This window comes from Kribbella sp. NPDC049584 (assembly GCF_040675555.1).
In the GTDB taxonomy this organism is placed as follows: domain Bacteria; phylum Actinomycetota; class Actinomycetes; order Propionibacteriales; family Kribbellaceae; genus Kribbella.
This window is the reverse complement of record NZ_JBFAPF010000004.1, coordinates 266,012-283,020: the sequence shown is the minus strand read 5'-3', so window position 1 is coordinate 283,020 and position 17,009 is coordinate 266,012. Positions and strand designations below refer to the sequence as shown.

17 protein-coding genes are annotated in these 17,009 nt (G+C 69.4%); 7 read left to right on the top strand and 10 right to left on the bottom strand.

The window, feature by feature from the left end; genetic code table 11:
• Nucleotides 1-144 precede the first annotated feature (144 nt).
• Nucleotides 145-693 carry an MOSC domain-containing protein gene (locus AB0J62_RS17575; RefSeq protein WP_363871285.1) on the top strand — a complete coding sequence of 183 codons (549 nt, stop codon included), beginning with the start codon at nucleotides 145-147 and terminating at the stop codon, nucleotides 691-693.
• Here AB0J62_RS17575 and AB0J62_RS17570 read toward each other — a convergent pair.
• The 3 genes from AB0J62_RS17570 to AB0J62_RS17560 all read right to left on the bottom strand — a co-directional run bounded on the left by AB0J62_RS17570 (nucleotide 665) and on the right by AB0J62_RS17560 (nucleotide 4,831).
• Nucleotides 665-1,480 carry a biotin--[acetyl-CoA-carboxylase] ligase gene (locus AB0J62_RS17570; protein WP_363871281.1) on the bottom strand — a complete coding sequence of 272 codons (816 nt, stop codon included), beginning with the start codon at nucleotides 1,478-1,480 and terminating at the stop codon, nucleotides 665-667. The two genes, AB0J62_RS17575 and AB0J62_RS17570, sit on opposite strands and share 29 nt — an antisense overlap.
• Complete coding sequence (locus tag AB0J62_RS17565) at nucleotides 1,477-4,104, bottom strand: phosphoenolpyruvate carboxylase (RefSeq protein ID WP_363871278.1); 2,628 nt, start codon at nucleotides 4,102-4,104, stop codon at nucleotides 1,477-1,479. The genes AB0J62_RS17570 and AB0J62_RS17565 overlap by 4 nt, the downstream gene beginning before the upstream one ends.
• A gap of 100 nt (nucleotides 4,105-4,204) precedes the next feature.
• A complete protein-coding gene (locus tag AB0J62_RS17560; RefSeq protein ID WP_363871275.1) occupies nucleotides 4,205-4,831 on the bottom strand; it encodes a TetR/AcrR family transcriptional regulator in 627 nt (208 codons plus the stop codon).
• Between the two features lie 65 nt (nucleotides 4,832-4,896).
• Between AB0J62_RS17560 and AB0J62_RS17555 the strand changes: the two genes are divergently transcribed.
• From AB0J62_RS17555 to AB0J62_RS17540, 4 genes are all read left to right on the top strand, one after another.
• A complete protein-coding gene (locus AB0J62_RS17555) occupies nucleotides 4,897-5,373 on the top strand; it encodes an SCP2 sterol-binding domain-containing protein (RefSeq protein ID WP_363871272.1) in 477 nt (158 codons plus the stop codon).
• A 90-nt stretch (nucleotides 5,374-5,463) separates the two neighbouring features.
• Complete coding sequence (locus tag AB0J62_RS17550; RefSeq protein ID WP_363871269.1) at nucleotides 5,464-7,050, top strand: acyl-CoA carboxylase subunit beta; 1,587 nt, start codon at nucleotides 5,464-5,466, stop codon at nucleotides 7,048-7,050.
• Nucleotides 7,047-7,250 carry an acyl-CoA carboxylase subunit epsilon gene (locus tag AB0J62_RS17545; RefSeq protein WP_363871266.1) on the top strand — a complete coding sequence of 68 codons (204 nt, stop codon included), beginning with the start codon at nucleotides 7,047-7,049 and terminating at the stop codon, nucleotides 7,248-7,250. Before AB0J62_RS17550 ends, AB0J62_RS17545 begins: the two co-directional genes overlap by 4 nt.
• An 11-nt stretch (nucleotides 7,251-7,261) precedes the next feature.
• A complete protein-coding gene (locus AB0J62_RS17540; protein WP_363871263.1) occupies nucleotides 7,262-7,621 on the top strand; it encodes a hypothetical protein in 360 nt (119 codons plus the stop codon).
• Here the strand turns inward: AB0J62_RS17540 and AB0J62_RS17535 are convergent, their stop codons facing one another.
• Together AB0J62_RS17535 and AB0J62_RS17530 are read right to left on the bottom strand one after the other, a co-directional pair.
• On the bottom strand, nucleotides 7,622-8,812 hold the full coding sequence (locus AB0J62_RS17535; RefSeq protein WP_363871260.1) for a Maf family nucleotide pyrophosphatase: 1,191 nt from the start codon (nucleotides 8,810-8,812) through the stop codon (nucleotides 7,622-7,624).
• Nucleotides 8,809-10,512 (bottom strand): DUF885 domain-containing protein, encoded by a 1,704-nt coding sequence (locus tag AB0J62_RS17530; protein WP_363871257.1) that lies wholly within the window; start codon nucleotides 10,510-10,512, stop codon nucleotides 8,809-8,811. Before AB0J62_RS17530 ends, AB0J62_RS17535 begins: the two co-directional genes overlap by 4 nt.
• A gap of 93 nt (nucleotides 10,513-10,605) precedes the next feature.
• Here AB0J62_RS17530 and AB0J62_RS17525 point away from each other — a divergent pair, with 93 nt between their 5' ends.
• A complete protein-coding gene (locus tag AB0J62_RS17525) occupies nucleotides 10,606-11,787 on the top strand; it encodes a neutral zinc metallopeptidase (protein ID WP_363871254.1) in 1,182 nt (393 codons plus the stop codon).
• On the opposite strand, the gene AB0J62_RS17520 is transcribed toward AB0J62_RS17525, so the two are convergent.
• A complete protein-coding gene (locus AB0J62_RS17520; protein WP_363871251.1) occupies nucleotides 11,767-12,102 on the bottom strand; it encodes an MmcQ/YjbR family DNA-binding protein in 336 nt (111 codons plus the stop codon). The two genes, AB0J62_RS17525 and AB0J62_RS17520, sit on opposite strands and share 21 nt — an antisense overlap.
• Nucleotides 12,103-12,104: 2 nt before the next feature.
• On the bottom strand, nucleotides 12,105-13,505 hold the full coding sequence (locus tag AB0J62_RS17515) for a DHA2 family efflux MFS transporter permease subunit (RefSeq protein ID WP_363871247.1): 1,401 nt from the start codon (nucleotides 13,503-13,505) through the stop codon (nucleotides 12,105-12,107).
• Nucleotides 13,506-13,653: 148 nt separating this feature from the next.
• Between AB0J62_RS17515 and AB0J62_RS17510 the strand changes: the two genes are divergently transcribed.
• Nucleotides 13,654-14,190 carry a helix-turn-helix domain-containing protein gene (locus AB0J62_RS17510; RefSeq protein ID WP_363871244.1) on the top strand — a complete coding sequence of 179 codons (537 nt, stop codon included), beginning with the start codon at nucleotides 13,654-13,656 and terminating at the stop codon, nucleotides 14,188-14,190.
• Here the strand turns inward: AB0J62_RS17510 and AB0J62_RS17505 are convergent.
• From AB0J62_RS17505 to AB0J62_RS17495, 3 genes are read right to left on the bottom strand one after another with little or no spacing between them, the layout of a single operon-like run.
• Complete coding sequence (locus tag AB0J62_RS17505) at nucleotides 14,187-14,735, bottom strand: hypothetical protein (RefSeq protein ID WP_363871241.1); 549 nt, start codon at nucleotides 14,733-14,735, stop codon at nucleotides 14,187-14,189. The genes AB0J62_RS17510 and AB0J62_RS17505 overlap by 4 nt on opposite strands.
• Complete coding sequence (locus AB0J62_RS17500) at nucleotides 14,732-16,033, bottom strand: DUF58 domain-containing protein (RefSeq protein ID WP_363871238.1); 1,302 nt, start codon at nucleotides 16,031-16,033, stop codon at nucleotides 14,732-14,734. Before AB0J62_RS17500 ends, AB0J62_RS17505 begins: the two co-directional genes overlap by 4 nt.
• Complete coding sequence (locus tag AB0J62_RS17495) at nucleotides 16,030-17,007, bottom strand: MoxR family ATPase (protein ID WP_134105242.1); 978 nt, start codon at nucleotides 17,005-17,007, stop codon at nucleotides 16,030-16,032. Before AB0J62_RS17495 ends, AB0J62_RS17500 begins: the two co-directional genes overlap by 4 nt.
• Nucleotides 17,008-17,009 lie beyond the last annotated feature (2 nt).

Here is a 17,009-nt window from a genome sequence, read left to right as displayed (position 1 = left end):
CCACGCCTGGTGATCTCCTGGCTCCTGGTCGCCGTCCTGCTCGGGTACGGCGTCATCGAGACCCTGATCACCGCCGCGAAAATCTTCACCGAGTAAAGCGAAAACGATCAAGTACGACGCCGCGAGACGGCGCACGATGGTGACATGACCATCGGGCGCCTGATCGCGGTGAACGTCGTGCACGAGGTGATTCGCGGGCCGACTCGCTGGACCGCGATCGACAAGCGGCCGGTGCGCGGGGCGGTCGAGGTCGGCGAGCTCGGGCTGGTCGGCGATCGGCAGTGCGATACGCGGTACCACGGCGGCCCGGACAAAGCGCTCTACGCGTACGCGTCGGAGGATGCGGCGTGGTGGGCCGGCGAGCTGGACCGGGACATCCCACCAGGGTTGTTCGGGGAGAACCTGACGACGTCCGGGCTCGACATCACCGGCGCCATGATCGGTGAGCGGTGGCGGATCGGCGGGCCCAAACACGGGATCCTGGTCGAGGTTCGGTCGCCGCGTACGCCGTGCGGGAACTTGTCGGGGCGGATGGGGATCCACCGGTTCCACCACCGGTTCGCGAAGACCGGTCGAGTAGGCGCTTATCTGAAGGTGCTCGAGACCGGTTCGGTGCGCGAAGGCAACCGCATCAAAGTGGTCCATAAACCCGACCACGGCCGAACTATTGGCCAGCTGTCCTCAGGTGGGTGACGTCGCCTGCTGCCAAGGGCCTCGGGCCATCAGCGGAGTCGACTATGAGGCGACCGTCGTCAGCCAGGTCGCGGGCAGTGCCTTCCAGGAACGTGCCGTCGGGTAGCTCCACGCGGACGGTTCGCCCCAGCGTCGCGGACAGTTCGCGGTACTCCGGAAGCACCACACCTGGGTCACCGTCGGCGTCGACCCAGGACTGGTAACGGGAAGCGAGTTCACGCAGTACGGCGGCCATCACCGTAGCGCGGTCGGTCGTCGTTGCCTTCTCCAACTCCAGCGAGGTCGCGGCCTCATGTGGCTTCTCCGACTCCCGCAGCGTCACGTTGAGGCCGATGCCGACCACGGCGGCAGGTCCCTCGATGCGCTCGAGCAGGATGCCCGCCAGTTTGCGGTCGTCGACCAGCACGTCGTTCGGCCACTTCACCTGTGCCGGGACCTCAGCAACCGCACGCACTGCAGCCGCAACAGCCAGCGGAACCAGCAGACCGAGCCACGGCCAGCGAGCCGCCTCCACCGTCACCGGACGCAGCAGGACGGACATGAGCAAGGCAGACCGCGGCGGTGTGGTCCACGTCCGCCCCAGTCGCCCACGCCCGGACGACTGGTACTCCGCGGCGACAACCAGCCCCTCGGCCTGTCCACCAGCGGCCGCGGCGGCCACGACCGCGTTGGTCGACGGCGTCTCCTCGAGTACGTCGATCTGCGTCCACAGCGCACCGGGACGCACCAGGCGGCCCCGCAGGAACTTCTCGTCCAGCGGGGGCCGCTCCAGGTCGCTGAATCTCATCCGGTGTTCTGCAGACCGGCGGCAACGCCCGAGACGGTCAGCAGCAGCAGCCGTCGAGTACGGACGATCTGCTCCTCGTCCAGCGAGTCGTCGGTGCGCAGTGTCCGCAGCGCCCGCAACTGCAGGTAGCTGAGCGCGTCGACGTACGGGTTGCGCAGCTCGACCGCACGACCCAGCACGCGCCGCCCCTGGAGCAGTCGCTCCTCGCCGAGAACCTTGAGCACCCACTCGGTCGTCAGCGCGTGCTCGTCGAGCATCTGCTGCGTCAGGTCCGGCCGGTCGCCCAACTCCAGGTAACGGCCGAGAATGCGGCGGTCCGTCTTCGCCAGCGACATCTCCGCGTTCTCCAGCATCACCTGGAACAGCGGCCAGTTCTGGTTCGCGTCCTGCAGCAGGGCGACGTCTCCGACGGCCGACAGCGCCGTACCAAGGCCATACCAACCCGGTGCGTTCACGCGGGCCTGCGACCAGGCGAACACCCACGGGATCGCCCGCAGGTCCTCCAGCGACGACACCGCCACACCACGCCGTGCCGGCCGCGACCCGAGCGGCAGCTGACCGAGCTCCTCCAGCGGAGTCACCCGGCCGAACCACTCCGCGAACCCGTCGGCCCTCACCAGCCGGTGGTACGCCGTCCGCGCGGCCTCGTCGAGCGTCTTCTCCATCACCGCGAACCGCTCCGCGGCCGCAGTGGCCCGCTCCTCGACCGCCGGGGTCGACGCGAGCAGCGTCGCCGCAGTTACCTGCTCGATGTGGCGCTGCGCGATCGGTGCGTTCCCGTACCGCGCCGGGATCGCCTCGCCCTGCTCAGTCAGCTTGAACCGGCCCGCGACCGACCCGGGAGCCTGCGCGAGTACGGCGCGGTTCGCCGGACCACCGCCGCGTCCGAGCGCGCCACCACGACCGTGGAACAGAGTCAGCCGGATCGCATTGCGCTGCGCCCAGGCCGTGATCCGCGCCTGCGCGTCGTACAGCGCCAGCGTCGCCGAGACCGGCCCGACGTCCTTGGCGGAGTCGGAGTACCCGAGCATGACCTCGAAGCGCCGGTCGTTCGCGGTGAGCCGGTGCCGGACCCGGGTGAGCTGGATCGCGTTGTCCAGCACCTCCACCGAGTTCTGCAGGTCCTCACCGGTCTCGAACAGCGGTACGACGTCCAGCTCGATCGGGCGTCCGTCCAGTGCGGCATCCGCCAGCTCGTAGACAGCTGCCAGGTCACCGGCGTTGCGGGTGAACGACACGACGTACCGACGGCAGGCCTCGGGGCCGAAGCGCTGCTGGATCTGACCGATGACCCGGAGCGTGGCCAGCACCTCTTCGGTCTGGTCGGAGAGCTCCCCGCCGCCTAGCACCTCTTCCAGCGCCTTGGCGTGTACTGCGGAGTGCTGGCGGATCTCCAGCTCGGCCAGATGGAAGCCGAACGAGTTCACCTGCCAGATGAGCTGCTGCAGCTGGCCGTACGCCTGGCGTGGTGCCCCGGCGGTGACCAGCGAATCCTGCAGGACCTTGAGCTCGTGCAGGAAGTCAGCGGCCCGCGGGTAGCCGAAGTCGGCGTCACGGGACCGGGTCGCGGCCAGCCGGCGCGCTGCGAGCAGCAGGAGCTGCCGGTGCGGCTCGGCCGGCGAGCGGCTCTCGATGTCCGCGATCAGCTCCGGGTTGACCGCTCGGGCGTCCTCCAGGATGCGACGGACCGGTGCGGACGGCGGAGTGGTCGCGGCGTCCAGGGTGAGCGCGCGGCCGAGCGCCTCGGTCGCCTGCTCGAGCGCCCGGAGGACGTGGTCGGCTTGGATCTGCATGGCTTCCCGCGTGATCGCCGCGGTCACGTTCGGGTTGCCGTCCCGGTCGCCGCCGATCCACGAGCCCAGGTGCACGAACGGCGCGACCACTGGCGTACGGGTGCCGGCTGCGTCACCGGACAGCGCGTCGTCGAGGCGGCGGTACACGTTGGGGACGACATCGAAGAGGGTCTCTTCGAACACGGCCATCGCGGACCGCACCTCGTCCAGCGGAGTGGGCCGGCTGGTGCGGAGCTGCGACGTACGCCAGAGGATGTCGACCTGCTCGACGAGGCGGCGGCGGTTCTCCGCGAGGTCGCTGTCGCCGGCGCGCGGGTCGTGGCGCTCGTCCAGCAGCGCCGAGATGCGCCGGATCGTGGCCAGTACGGCGCGACGCCGGGCCTCGGTCGGGTGCGCGGTCAGCACCGGGCGGAACTCCAGCCCGTTCAGCAGGGCGCGGGCCTGCTGCTCGCCGCTGTCGCGGGTGATCTGCTCGACGGCCTGGGCCAGCTCGGACACCACGGCCTCACTGCCGGCGCGGTCACGCTCCCGCAGTACCCGGGCGCGGTGCAGTTCCTCGCTCAGGTTGGTCAGGTGGAAGTAGCAGGTGAAGGCCCGCGCCACGTCCTCGGCCCGCTCGTGCGGCCACGACGCGACCAACTGCTCGGCCGCGGCGCCGTCACCGGCAATGGTCAGCTCGCGCAGCTTCTCGACGTCGTCGAGCAGCGGCTGGCCGGCATACTCGACCAGGACCTTGCCGAGGATCTCGCCGAGCAGGCGGACGTCGGCCCTGAGTTCTTCAGGCACCTCGAACCGCGCGCGGGTACGGGTCTCACTACCGGTGTCGCTCACGTTCGCCCACCCTATCGGCGGACGCCCGTCGATGCCGCACAGTCCAGCCACTGGAAGCCGATCGTGACCGCGCGTTCAGCTACTTCACAGTACGTCGCGCTCAGACGTTGCCGAAGCCGCCCGCGACGACCTGGGAGACGGTCTTGGCCAGCTCGGCCGGGCTGCGGTCGGTGCCGTCGACGACGAGCATCCGGGCGCAGGACTCGGTCATCGACGCGAGCAGTTCGGCGAGGACGGGAAGGTTCGCGTCCGGGTCGCCGACGCCAGGGAGGGACTTGAGCAGGGTCAGGCGCAGGCTCTCGACCAGGAACGCGCGGGCGGCGCGGACCCGTTCGGCGACTACGGGCGCAGCGCCGTACTGCGCGCCGAAGACGATGCGCCACGACTGCGGTTGCTCGGAAACCGCGGTCAGGAACGCGGTCAGGCCCTCGAGGACATGCTCCTCCGGGGTGCCGACGCTGGGGTCCGCGGGCAGCGCGGCGACGATCGAGACGACCAGGTGCTGCTCCTCGCGGGCGAGCAGCGCCAGCAGCAGTTCGTCCCGGTTCGCGAACGAGTCGTAGACGACGGGTTTGGTGACGCCGGCCGCATCCGCGACGGACTGCATCGTCGTACCGGCGAAGCCGTTCGCGGAGAAAACCTCGAGCGCGGCATCCAGGATCAGCGGGCGACGCCGCTCCGGACCGAGATGACGGGCGCGCCGACGTCGTTCAGGGTCCTCGACCACTTGACAAACCTACCGCATCGTAGGAAATTCCTACAGTCCGGTAGGAACTGCCGCGGGGGTGGTCGATGACCGAGCGAGGCAGTGCCGGTTGGCTGGAGTCCGAGGGCATTACCACCTTGGACGCGAGCGAGCTGGCCCGATTGGTCGACCGGACGTCGGAGCGGGAGCTTCGGCATCGTCTCATCGGGGGAGTGCGAGAGGTCGCGTTGCGCGAGATCTTCCGCCGGATGCCGGAGTACCTCCGACCCGCCCGGGCCGCCGGGTTCGACGCTGTGATCAGCTGGCAGATCACCGGCGCGGGCGGGGACGGTCACTCCGTCGACGAGTACTGGATCCACGTTCACGACAGCCGGTGCACGGTGCTGTCGACGCAGCCTGCTCCGGCGGACATCTCGATCCGCACGGATCCCGCCACGCTGCTGCGGATCGTCACCGGCAACGAGGATCCGATCGTGGCGGTCCTCAAGCAACGGCTCTCCGTCCGCGGTGACCTGGCCCAGGCCGCGCGCCTCACCAAGCTGTTCGCCGTCGGTCCTGCCTGACGGCGCTTATCGGCCGGCGGCCAGGTTCGGCGACGCGCTGCGGCGGACGTCACAGGCGGTACGGCGTACTGGCGCGTAGGCTGCGCGTTCATGGGAGAGACGGTGAACATCCACACCACCGCCGGGAAGCTCGCGGACCTCGAGCACCGGCTGGACGAGGCCGTGCATGCCGGTTCCGAGCGCGCTGTGGAGAAGCAGCACGCGCGCGGTAAGAAGACCGCCCGCGAGCGGATCGAACTGCTGCTCGACGAGGGCTCCTTCTCCGAGCTGGACGAGTTCGCCCGGCACCGCTCGACCAGCTTCGGCCTCGACGGCAACCGCCCGTACGGCGACGGCGTGGTGACCGGTTTCGGCACCATCGACGGCCGTCAGGTGTGCGTGTTCGCGCAGGACTTCACCGTCTTCGGCGGCAGCCTGGGCGAGGTCTTCGGCGAGAAGATCGTCAAGGTGATGGACCTGGCGATGAAGATCGGCTGCCCGCTGATCGGCATCAACGACTCCGGGGGCGCCCGGATCCAGGAGGGCGTGGTCTCGCTCGGCCTGTACGGCGAGATCTTCCGCCGCAACGTCCGCGCGTCCGGCGTGATCCCGCAGATCTCGCTGATCATGGGCCCGTGTGCCGGCGGCGCGGTCTACTCCCCCGCGGTCACCGATTTCACCGTCATGGTCGACGAGTCGTCGTACATGTTCATCACCGGCCCGGACGTGATCAAGACCGTCACCGGCGAGGACGTCACCCAGGAGGAGCTCGGCGGCGCGCGGACGCACAACACCAAGTCCGGCAACGCGCACTACCTCGGCAGCGACGAGGAGGACGCGATCGAGTGGGTGAAGGCGCTCGTCGGTCACCTCCCGCAGAACAACCTCGAGGACCCGCCGGTGTACGACGCCCTGTATGACGCGGGGGATCTCGAGCCGACCGAGACCGACCTCGCGCTCGACACGCTCGTCCCGGACTCGCCGAACCAGCCGTACGACATGCACACCGCGATCGAGGCGGTCGTCGACGACGGCGAATTCCTCGAGGTGCACGCACTGTTCGCGCCGAACATGATCGTCGGCTTCGGCCGGGTCGAGGGCCGCCCGGTCGGCGTGGTCGCGAACCAGCCGATGCAGTTCGCCGGCACACTCGACATCGACGCGTCCGAGAAGGCGGCCCGCTTCGTCCGCACCTGCGACGCGTTCAACCTGCCGATCCTGACCTTCGTCGACGTACCCGGCTTCCTGCCCGGCACCGACCAGGAGTGGAACGGCATCATCCGCCGCGGCGCCAAACTGATCTACGCGTACGCCGAAGCGACCGTCCCGATGATCACCGTGATCACCCGCAAGGCGTACGGCGGCGCGTACGACGTGATGGGCTCGAAGCATCTCGGCGCGGACATGAACATCGCCTGGCCGACCGCCCAGATCGCGGTGATGGGTGCACAGGGCGCGGTCAACATCCTGTACCGCCGCGAACTGGCCGGTGCCGAGGACGCGGAGACCCGCCGCCAGCAGCTCATCACCGAGTACGAGGACCATCTGGCGAATCCGTACATCGCCGCCGAGCGCGGCTACATCGACTCGGTCATCAAGCCCAGCGAGACCCGCGCCGAGATCATCCGCGCCCTCCGCCTGCTCCGCACCAAGCGCGACACTCTGCCCCCGAAGAAGCATGGGAACATTCCCCTGTGACCACTCTCCAGATCACCAAAGGCAACCCGACCCCGGAAGAGCTGGCCGCCCTGGTCACGGTCCTGGCCGCCCGCGCGTCTGCCGCTCCCGCGCCCGCACCGGACCGGCAACGAGCCAGCAACTGGGCGACGTACTGGCGCAACGCCCGCAGCCCGTTCCACCCCGGCCCGGGCCAGTGGCGCGCCAGCGCACATCCGTAAACACTGGCGGTATGGCTAAGTACGCGGTCAATCCCGAGGCGGTCGACAACGCGCGGAAGCTGATCGACGCGCGGCAGTACGTGTTGGACAGCGACTGGGGTGAGGTGCAGCCGCGGGCCGACGACCAGAACTCGTTCCTGGACAAGCACACCTGGGCGGAGTACGGCGCTTGGCACCTCGGGCTCACCGAAGGCGCCGGCGAGGAGACCAAGGCACGCTACGCGTTCGTGCTCGGCGATTTCCGCCGGATCCACCGCACCGCACTGATCGCCTGTGTCTACCGAGCCTCCGAATGGCGCCACAAAGAGGTCGAACTCGCGGCCCACGACCTCCTGCAAATCCTCGACAAGAAGACCGGCCTCACCGCCTGATCAGCTTCGACGGAAGCGGAGCACCGGGTACGTCGGGGCCTGGCCCGTATTGCGGGTAGGGCCGGGGAACGTCGTCGCGCCGTCCAGGACGAGGCCGTAGCGAGCTGCGACCGCGACGAGATGCGCGATGGCGTCCTGCGAGCGGTTCTCGTCCGGACCGCGGTCGTCGGCGTACCGGCTGGCGTCGGACTTGTCCGTGGTCGTGACGAAGACGCCGTCGGTGCGCAGGACCCGGGCGACCTCGGCGATCACCGGCTCGCTGTTGCCGAGCAGGTGCAGCAGCCAGACGGCCACCACCGCGTCGCACCGGCGATCCGCGATCGGCAGCCGCGTCGCGTCGGCCGCGGCTACGTGGCCCGGGAGCCGGACGCGTGCGTGCTGGAGCATCGCGGTCGAGATGTCCACGCCGTGCACCAGGTTGCCCAGGGCAACCAGCTCCGCCCCGACGATGCCTGTGCCGACGGCGAGCTCGAGCACGCGACCGCCCTTGGGCAGCAGTGAATCGACCGCGCGCGCCGCGGCCTCTGCGCGGATGACACCGCCGCGCGTCTCGTCGTACGTCGAGGCGACGGTCTCGTCGTACACGTACGCGGACGTAGTCTTCCACAGCTCGGGCCAGGCGATGCCGACCTGCGCGAGCATGCGCCGGAGCAACGGCAACGACAGGCCGACGACGTTGTGGTAGTCGCCTTCGACGCCAGTGACGAACGGACCGCCGAGACCGTCGACCGTGAATGCTCCGGCGACGACCAGCGGTTCGCCGGTGGCGACGTACGCGTCGATCTCGTCATCGGTCAGGTCGGCGAAGTGGACAGTGGTCGACGCCAACTCGCGCAGTTCCTGCTTGGCCGAGGTGTCGATCAGGCAGTGCCCGGTGTGCAGTACGCCGCTCCGCCCGCGCATCATCCGCCAGCGCTGGCGAGCGGCTTCGGGCGTCTCGGGTTTCCCGTACGGCTGTCCGTCGAACTCGAGCACCGAGTCGCACCCGAGCACCGTCGCATGATCGCTCAGATTCGCGACCACCGCGCGCGCCTTCAGCGTCGCGAGCAACCGCGCGAGCTCTCCCGGATTCTCCGCGGTCACGTCGTCCTCGTAGACGCCGGACACGATCACCTCGGGTTCGATACCCGCACTGCGCAGCGTCTTCAGCCTGGCCGGCGACTTCGAGGCCAGGACGAAACGGATGCTCATAGCTTCGCCAGCGCCCGGCGCAGCGGGTCCAGGCCGATCGATCCGAGGTTCAGCGCGTCGGAGTGGAACGTGCGCAGGTCGAACGCGGATCCCTTGCGCTGCTTGGCTTCCTCCCGCGCCTGCAGCCAGATCCGCTCACCGACCTTGTACGACGGCGCCTGCCCCGGCCAGCCGAGGTACCGGTTGAGCTCGGCGTGCAGGAACTCGGTCTCCATCCGGCAGTGTGCGCGCAGGAACTCGAACCCGAGCTCGGCGTTCCACCGCTCCCCCGGCCGCCAGCCGAACGGGTTGTCGCGCGGGACTTCCAGCTCCAGATGCATGCCGATGTCAACGATCACCCGCGCCGCGCGGAAGCCTTGCGCGTCCAGCATGCCGAACCGCGCGCCCGGCTCCTCGAGGTATCCCAGCTCCTCCATCAGGCGTTCGGCGTACAGCGCCCAGCCCTCGCCGTGACCGGACACCCAGCACGCGATCCGCTGCCAGCGGTTCAGCAGGTCGGTCCGCAGCATCGTCTGCGCGACCTGGAGGTGATGCCCGGGCACGCCCTCATGGTAGACGGTCGTGACCTCGCGCCAGGTGGCGAACTGCTCGACGCCGTTCGGCACCGCCCACCACATCCGGCCCGGCCGGGTGGTCAGGTCCTCGCTCGGCTGCGTGTAGTAGATCGAGCCGTCGGACGTCGGCGCGATCATGCACTCGAGCGTGCGGATCTCGTCGGCGATGTCGAAGTGGGTGCCGCCCAGCTCGGCGACGGCCGCGTCGGACAGCTGCTGCATCCAGTCCCGGAAGGCGTCCTTGCCGCGGATCGTCCGCGCCGGATCGTTGTCCAGCAGCGCCGCTGTCGCCTCGATGCTCCGCTCGCCGCCGTTCAGGCCGGCGGCGATGTCCTGCATGTCGTTCTCGATCCGGGCCAGCTCGGCCCAGCCCCAGGCGTACGTCTCCTCGAGGTCGATCGCCGCGCCCAGGAAGCTGCGCGAGGCCAGCTCGTACACCTCCCGGCCGCACGCGTCCCGCTGCGGCGCCCGCGGCGCGAGGTCGGTCGCCAGCCAGGCGCCGAACTGGTCGAACGCCTTCCGCGCCGAGGCTGCCGCGGCCTCGACCGTCGACTTGACCGCACCCTCCGGAACCTGCGCGGCCAGACCGGCGAAGAAGTCGTCGCCGTCGGCACCGGTCCAGCTGGCGATCCGCTCGGCCAGCCCATTGACCTGACGCACCGCGGAGATCCGGCCCTGCGCCGCTTGCTCGAGCAGCGTGTCGCGGTACCCGTCGAGCGTCGTACCGATCTGGTTGAGCCGGATCGCGACCGTCTCCCAGTCCTGCTCGGTGTCGGTCGGCATCAGGTCGAACACCTGCCGCAACGCCGCCGGAACCGACGAGATCGCGTTCAGCTGGTGCTGCGGTACGCCGGCCTCGTAGCGCTCGAGTTCCAGCCCGAGGCGCTCGACCAGCGCGTCCTTGGCGACCTCCTCGCGCGGGCTCGCGGGCTCGATCGGCTGCGCCTCCGCGAGGGTCTGACGGGTCAGCTCGATCCGCGCCTCGAACCCGGCCGGAGTGAAGTCCGGCAGCTCGTGGTCGTGGCCGGCGATCCCCAGCTCAGTGGCCGCGATCGGGTCGAGCACGATCTCCTGCTCGAGGTGCCGTTCAGCCAGCCGGTCGATCGGACTGTCGGGTGTGCGGGCATCAGTCACGGGATCGTTCACAGGCCGACCCTACCGTCCAGGGGCGCACGATACTGACCTGTTTGTTGCCGATACTGTGGCGGTCGCTTTCTGACGCACAGGAGAGGAACGGCGTTGAGCCAGCCACCCTATGGGCCGCCCGGCCAGAACCCTTATAACTCTCCCTACCCGCCTAACCCGCAGTACCAGCAGCCTGTTTATGGACCGCCACAGCGCCAATACGGCGGGCCGCCGCCGCAAGGCCCCGGCCTCGGGTGGGGTCCCAACTTCGGGCCGCCCGGTCCCGGCGGTCCTGGTCCGGGCTGGCAGCCGCAGCGACCGCGGAAGAAGTCGAAGGCGCCGCTGATCGCGATCCTGTCGATCATCGGCGTCGCGATCGTCGGCGGGTGGATCATCGGCGTCGTCAAGAAGAACGCCGACACGATCACCACGCCGCCGGTGAGCCCGAGCCGCTACACCCCGGAGCCGACCGGCGCCCCGACCGAAGAGCCCACCGAACAGCCGACTGAACAGCCGACCGAGCAGCCGAGCAGCACGGAGACGACGACCTCGACCGCGCCGAAGGTGCCGGACTCGACGGTCGTGGCCAAGAACGCGCTGTACAAGGTCGGCCAGATGAAGACGGTCAACTGCAAGGAGCCGCGGGTCCGGCCGACCAACGCGCGCAACGCGGCGGCGTACTGGACCGCGATCAAGCCCTGCCTGGACAAGGCCTGGGCGCCGCTGGTGGCGAAGGCCGGCTACAAGTTCCGTCCGCCGACGATGACGTTCTGGGCGGGGACGAACGCGACGGGCCCGTGCGGCACCGGACCGGTCGAAGTGCCGTACTTCTGCTCGGCCAACAACAACCTGTACATGAAGGTCGACGTGTTCGTGAAGGCGTACATGGAGTACCCGGACGCGGAGTCCAAGGCGTACACGCGGATGTGGTACTCCCGCTCGATCGCGCACGAGTACGGCCACGGCGTACAGAACATGACCGGCATCCTGCAGGCGTCGGACAACATCCGGTACGAGCTGACCAACTACGACGACCGGACCCGGCAGACCCGCCGGATGGAACTGCAGGCGAACTGCTTCGCCGGCGTCTTCCTCGCGGTGAACAAGCGCAGCTACCCGATCAGCGGCGAGATGCTCTACGTCTGGAACAAGTGGGTCGTGACGGCCGGCGACAAGCCGGAGGAGGGCGACCACGGCAGCGTGGCGAGCCAGCAGCGATTCATGGGTACGTCGTTCAAGACCGGCAACCCGGCCAGTTGCAACACGTTCGCGGTGTCACCCAGATACGTCAGCTGACCCCGGCGGCGCCACCTGCCGCCAGGAGTCGAGCAGGATGTCGTACAACTCGTCGGCGTCCTCGAGCGCGGCGAGGCGGGCCCGAACCCAGTTCGAGCCCGCCTCGTGCTTCGGCACCCAGAACTTCTCGGGTTCCGCCGCGATCAGTTCTTCGCGTTCCAGCCGGGGACAGCGGACCGCGAACGACGTCTGGTCGTCCGGCACCGTGACGAACATCCGCCCGGCCACGTCGAACGTCGGGTGTCCCCACCGCTGCTTCTCCACCGTCTCCGGGAAGGACAGCGCGATCCGTCGTACGTCGTCTGCGTCCAGCACGGTCACACTTTAGAGCGACCCGGCAGCAGCAACGCGACCAGCGCACCGGCGGCGACGATCGCCGCGCCCGTCCAGACCGCGGGCACCACGCCGGCGGCGTAGCTGGTCGGCGACTCGTACGATCCGGCCGAGGCGAACACCGACGCGAGGACGGCGACACCCATCGCGACCCCGACCTCGCGGATCGTGTTGTTCGTACCGGACGCGACGCCGCGGTCGGCGTCGGACGCGCTGTTCATCACCACGCTCGCCGACGGCGCGAAGGTCAGCCCCATGCCGACGCCGGCGAGGATGAACGGTACGACGAGATCGCCGTACTGCGTTGTGGCCGTTGTGATCAGCGCGATCCACCCGAGCGCGGCGGCCAGGAACGTCTGTCCGACGACGATGAGCGTGCGCGGGCCGACTCGATCGACGATCAGGCCGGCGATCGGTGCGACCACGAGCGGCGCCGCGGTCCACGGCAGCGTGCGTACACCGGACTGGAACGGCGTGTAGCCCTGCACGACCTGGAAGAACTGCGCCAGCAGGAAGACCGACCCGAACACGCCGACCGCGAAGGTGAACGAGACGACGTTCACCACGCTGAACGAGCGGACCGAGAACAACCGCAGCGGCAGCATCGGAGCGGACGTCCGATTCTCCCAGCCGATGAACGCAGCGAGCAGTACGACGCCCGCGATCAACGAGCCGAGCACGCTGCCGGACGTCCAACCGTCGCCGGCTCCGTGCACGACACCCCACACGATCGACAGCACGCCGGCCGTCGCGAGAACCAGTCCGAGCAGGTCGAGCCGCTTCGCCGCACCCCTGGACTCGGTCAGCACCCGAGCGGCGAGCAGCACCGCGAACACGCCGACCGGAACGTTCAGCCAGAAGATCCACTGCCAGTTCAGACCGTCGACGACGGCTCCACCGACCACAGGACCGACGGCGACGCCGAGGCCCGAGATGCCACCCCAGATGCCGATCGCCGCGCTGCGCTGCTTCTCCGGTACTGCGCCTGCGAGCAACGTCAGCGACAGCGGCATCACGGCCGCGGCGCCGATGCCCTGGATCGCGCGGAACACGGTCAGCATCCACGGCTCGGTCGCCAGCGCGCAGGCGGCCGATGCGAGGGTGAACAGCGCGATCCCCGCCAGGAACATCCGCCGCCGGCCGAGCCGGTCGCCGATCGCGGCCGCGGTCAGCAGCAACGCGGCGAAGGCCAGCGTGTAGGCGTTCACGAACCACTGCAGGTCCGACAGCGACGCCCCGAGCTCGGTCTTGATCACCGGCAGCGCATTCGTCACCACCAGGTTGTCCAGCGTGACCATGAAGGTGGGAATCCCCACCGCGGCCAACACCACCCCGAGCCCACGGCTCCGGGTCCCCACCACATCCCTCTCGACGAGAGCGGTCATCGCAAGCTCCTAGTTGTAATCCACTGATAACTTCATTGATGACGAGAGTATGCATCCACTGATAACATGTCAACCAGTTCGGAGAAGAAGTGCAAGAACGGCGCCTCCGGCGCCAGGAGCACGGGCAGACTCGGAAGGAGGAGTGGCCATGGCGCGGGTTCGGTTGACGGCTGAGGAGCGGGGGGCGGAGGTGTTGGAGGCTGCTGTGCGGGCGTTTGCGGCGTCGGGGTACGAAGGGACCAAGACCGACGAGATCGCTCGGATGGCCGGGGTGTCGCAGCCCTACGTGATCCGGCTGTTCGGGACCAAGCAGCAGCTGTTCCTGGCGGCCATCGACAGCGTGTGCCGGCGGATCGAGGAGATCTTCCGGGAGGCGGCCGAGGAGGCTCCGGAGCTCGATGCGCTGGGCCGCAACTACAAGCGCCTGCTCGGCGAGCGCGAACTGCTGCTGGTCCTGCTGCACGGCTTCTCCGCCAGCGGCGACCCAGTCATCGGGGACTGCGTCCGCGAGCGCTTCGGCAGCATCTACACGTTGATCCGCGAGCTGACCGGCGCCTCCGCGCAGGAGGCCCGCGAGTTCCTCTCGGCCGGCATGCTGCTGACCGTCATGTCCGCGATGCAGGCCATCGGCCCCGATGCCATCCCGCTGCCCTGGGCCAAGGAGATCGAGGACACCCTCGGTTAGCCCCGATCGAGCTTCTGACCGGCGGCGAACCAGATCGTCGCCGTACCCAGCCCCATCGCGACAACCGTCACCACCAGCGACCCCGGCACGTCCGCTCCCTGCACCAGCGCAGCAGCCAGCGCCACCACCGGCACCAGCAACACGGCGATTGCCGTAGGCAACCACCAGCGCCGGAGCGCAGCCGGATGAACCCGGGCGTACGACGGCAGCTGAGCAGCGAACGCGGCCGCCAGATGCACCACCACAAGCGCCACCGCCGTCAGCACCAGACTCCAGCTGATCTCGGCCGGCGCCCGCATCAACCACCCGAGCGCGATAACCAGCACGAACACCACACCCGCCAGCGAATCCGGCAACACAATAGTTGCCAACAGCATCGGTACGCCGACCAGTGGGATCAGATCCAGCTGGTCCCACGACTGAACAGCCGGCACGACGAGTGCGACAGCACCCGCGACCGCGATCAGCAGCCGGGCATACACAACAGCCCGCCCGGACGCACGCAACTGCGCCAGCCAGAGCGTTATCTTCTCGGCAGCATTCATGAGCGGATCCTCGGCGCCGCGGACAGCCGCGCGGCGTCCCGCAGTACCTCGTCCAGCGTGCCGGAGCCGCGCCACGGAACGGTCGGTACGCCGAGGTCGCTGAGCCGATCGAGGTCGCGGCGACGCTCGAGCAACCGCAGGCGCCAGGCGAGCGGCCACGATCGCGAATCGTGGGCGTCGACGTCGATGATCGACTCGACGTCCGGCGGCAAGGTGTCGATCGCGATCACCGTGCACCCGGAGTGGACGAGCGTGACGATGTAGCCGAGCATCACCGGACGCAGCAGCGGACTGAGCACGAGCACCAAGCTGTCCGACCGGACCCGATTGCGCCGGGCCAGCTGCTCCTCGTCCTGCTGCCGACCGCGCCGATCCGCGTGGACCAGCGTGTCCAGGATCCGCCGCAGATGCGCGCGCCCGCTCCCCGACCGCACACCGCGGAACAGGCTGCCGGTGTCGATCAATCGCACCCGGTCGCCGTTGCGCAGGTAGTGCTCCGCAACCGCAGCGGCCGCTCGTACGGCGGTGTCCAGGCTCGACGACCGCCCGTCGATCCCTTCACTGACGGCGATCTCGCCGCCGGTGTCGACCATGATCACGACCTCGGTGTCCCGGTCTGACCATGTCGAGGTGACGTGCAACTCCTGCGTCCGCGCCGACACGGCCCAGTTGATCCGCCGCAGCCGGTCCCCGGTCCGGAACGGCCGTACGCCGGCCAGCTCCGTGCCCTCACCCGGCCGACGCGAACGGTGCAACCCGACCAGCCCGGCCGGCCGCGGTACGGCGTCGACCGCCTCGAAACCCTCCCGCAGCGGCAAGGTCGTCACCGCCTGCGACTCCACCGACGTCACCTGGACCCGGTACGCCCCGACCGACGAGGTCGCGGTGACCGTTGGCCGCTCCAACGACCGCAGCCCCCACCGCTTCGACCGTACGCCGACCTCGAGCGTGACCTCGCCGTTCGACACCGGCTCCGCGATCGCCGCCTGCGGCGGGTCGTACTGGAACCAGGCCGTCCGCGGCAGCGCCGCCACGATCAGGTCGATGTCCGGGTCAACCCCGTCCGGCACCCGCAGCCGGTACGTCGTCGCCTGCCCCTCGAACAACACGTCCGCGTCGAGTTCCGTGTGCACCTCCGGCCGCTCCCGGGGCCGGAAGAATCGTCCCCAGGCCGCCAGGAACGCCAACGGCAGCCCGAACACGGCGGCGTCCGGCCGCCGGAACAGTACGGCGACCGCCAGCAGGACCGCGGCCGCGCAGATCGCCCGGATCTGCGCGTGCGTCGGACGCCACCTCATCTAGCGGCGACCACGGTAGGCGGCGCGGCGACCGAACCAAGCACGGTCCGCACGACGGTCGCCCCAGTCACCTCGTGCAGCCACAGCTCCGGCCGCACCGTGATCCGATGCGCCAGCGCAGCCACAGCCACCGCCTTCACATCCTCCGGTACGACGTAGTCGCGGCCCTTGATCACCGCGTACGCCCGCGCCGTCAGCAGCAGCGCCAGCGAGCCACGCGGCGACGCACCGACCAGCACCTGCGAGTCCCGACGGGTCGCGGCGGCGAGGTCGACGCAGTACTGGCCGACGGTGTCGTCGACAGTGACCCTCTCGACGGCCTGCTGTGCAGCGAGCAGGCCGGCTGCGTCGGTCACCGCCTCGACGGTCTGGTCTTCACGACGACGGCTCATCCGGCGCCGCAGTACCTCCCACTCCTCCGCGGGGCTCGGGTAGCCGAAGCCGATCCGCAGCATGAAGCGGTCGAGCTGTGCCTCGGGCAACGGGTAGGTGCCCTCGTACTCCACCGGGTTCGCCGTCGCGAGCACGTGGAACGGAGTCGGCAGCGGGAACGTCTGCCCCTCGACGGTGACCTGGTGCTCCTGCATCGACTCCAGCAGCGCAGCCTGCGTCTTCGGTGGCGTCCGGTTGATCTCGTCGGCCAGCAGCAGGCCGGTGAAGATCGGGCCGGGCCGGAAGACGAACTCGGACTCCTTCTGGTCGTACACGAACCCGCCGGTGACGTCCGACGGCAGCAGGTCCGGCGTGAACTGCACGCGCCGGAACTCCAGCCCGAGCGCCTGCGCGAACGACCGCGCGGCCAGCGTCTTCGCGAGACCCGGGTAGTCCTCGAGCAGCACGTGCCCGCCGGCCAGGACGCCCGCCAGCACCAGCTCGAGCGCCTCGGCCTTCCCGACCACGGCCTGGCTGACCCGCTCCAGCACCTGCCGGCTCAGGTCAGAAACCTCGCCCAGAGTGAGCTCGCCATCAGTCACAG

Bases quoted from the DNA above. Each gene is read 5' to 3' on its own strand.
- AB0J62_RS17575 (WP_363871285.1), top strand. From the start codon at position 145: ATGACCATCGGGCGCCTGATCGCGGTGAACGTCGTGCACGAGGTGATT.
- AB0J62_RS17570 (WP_363871281.1), bottom strand. From the start codon at position 1,480: ATGAGATTCAGCGACCTGGAGCGGCCCCCGCTGGACGAGAAGTTCCTG.
- AB0J62_RS17555 (WP_363871272.1), top strand. From the start codon at position 4,897: ATGACCGAGCGAGGCAGTGCCGGTTGGCTGGAGTCCGAGGGCATTACC.
- AB0J62_RS17550 (WP_363871269.1), top strand. From the start codon at position 5,464: ATGGGAGAGACGGTGAACATCCACACCACCGCCGGGAAGCTCGCGGAC.
- AB0J62_RS17540 (WP_363871263.1), top strand. From the start codon at position 7,262: ATGGCTAAGTACGCGGTCAATCCCGAGGCGGTCGACAACGCGCGGAAG.
- AB0J62_RS17535 (WP_363871260.1), bottom strand. From the start codon at position 8,812: ATGAGCATCCGTTTCGTCCTGGCCTCGAAGTCGCCGGCCAGGCTGAAG.
- AB0J62_RS17515 (WP_363871247.1), bottom strand. From the start codon at position 13,505: ATGACCGCTCTCGTCGAGAGGGATGTGGTGGGGACCCGGAGCCGTGGG.
- AB0J62_RS17510 (WP_363871244.1), top strand. From the start codon at position 13,654: ATGGCGCGGGTTCGGTTGACGGCTGAGGAGCGGGGGGCGGAGGTGTTG.
- AB0J62_RS17505 (WP_363871241.1), bottom strand. From the start codon at position 14,735: ATGAATGCTGCCGAGAAGATAACGCTCTGGCTGGCGCAGTTGCGTGCG.
- AB0J62_RS17500 (WP_363871238.1), bottom strand. From the start codon at position 16,033: ATGAGGTGGCGTCCGACGCACGCGCAGATCCGGGCGATCTGCGCGGCC.